This is a genomic window from Streptomyces sp. NRRL WC-3618 (assembly GCF_001280005.1).
In the GTDB taxonomy this organism is placed as follows: Bacteria; Actinomycetota; Actinomycetes; order Streptomycetales; family Streptomycetaceae; genus Streptomyces.
Map to the genome: position 1 here is coordinate 1 of NZ_LGDW01000272.1, position 762 is coordinate 762.

General features: G+C 67.6%; 1 protein-coding gene. It reads right to left on the minus strand.

Features of this window, described 5'->3' with window-relative positions; all coding sequences use genetic code 11:
• Nucleotides 1-581 (minus strand): transposase (locus tag ADL01_RS22640; protein ID WP_199834899.1); only part of this gene is annotated, 581 nt, incomplete at its 3' end.
• Between the last annotated feature and the right edge of the window lie 181 nt (nucleotides 582-762).

Here is a 762-nt window from a genome sequence, read left to right on the forward strand (position 1 = left end):
ACGCCCCAGGACCGGGTCTCGTCGATCATGTCCAGGGCCAGTTGCCACTTCTCGACATGGCCCACGTCCGGCGGGATGCCGCACCGTTCGCGGCGGGCCGCCTTGGCGGGATCGGCCTGCGGCGAGGCGGGATCCCAGCTCCTGGGCAGGAACAGGCGCCAGTCGACCGCCGCCGAGGCGGTGTCCGAGGCCAGGTGCAAGGACACGCCCGCCTGGCAGTTGGTCACCTTGCCGGCGGTGCCGGTGTACTGCCGCGACACACACGCCGACGCCTCGCCGTCCTTCAGGAAGCCCGTGTCATCGATGATCAGGGCGGTCGGGCTGATCGCTGGAACCATCTTCCACGCGAGGCGGGCCCGCACATGCGCCGGATCCCACGGGCTGGTGGTGATGAAGTGGGCCAGGGCCTGCCGGTTGCCGTCCTCACCCAGCCGGGCGGCCATCGGCTCCACCGATTTGCGCTGCCCGTCCAGCAGCAGACCCCGCAGATACACCCCGCCCCACCGCCGCTGATCCGCCCGCGCAAACGGCTCGAACACATCCTCCGCGAAGTCCTCCAGACCGACCGCACCGGACTTCATCCAACTCCTCAGGCGTCACACCCGGTCAACGACTCAGACCTGCAACCGGCACGCCACCGACGAACGCACCTGACCAAGCCCTACTAGTACTGCAATCACAGTTATTGGTAGGGCAGTTGTGAGTTCTGCCGGTGGCTGTGGTTGTGTTCTGCCGTGTCTGTGGATCTTGGGGTGGGGCAGA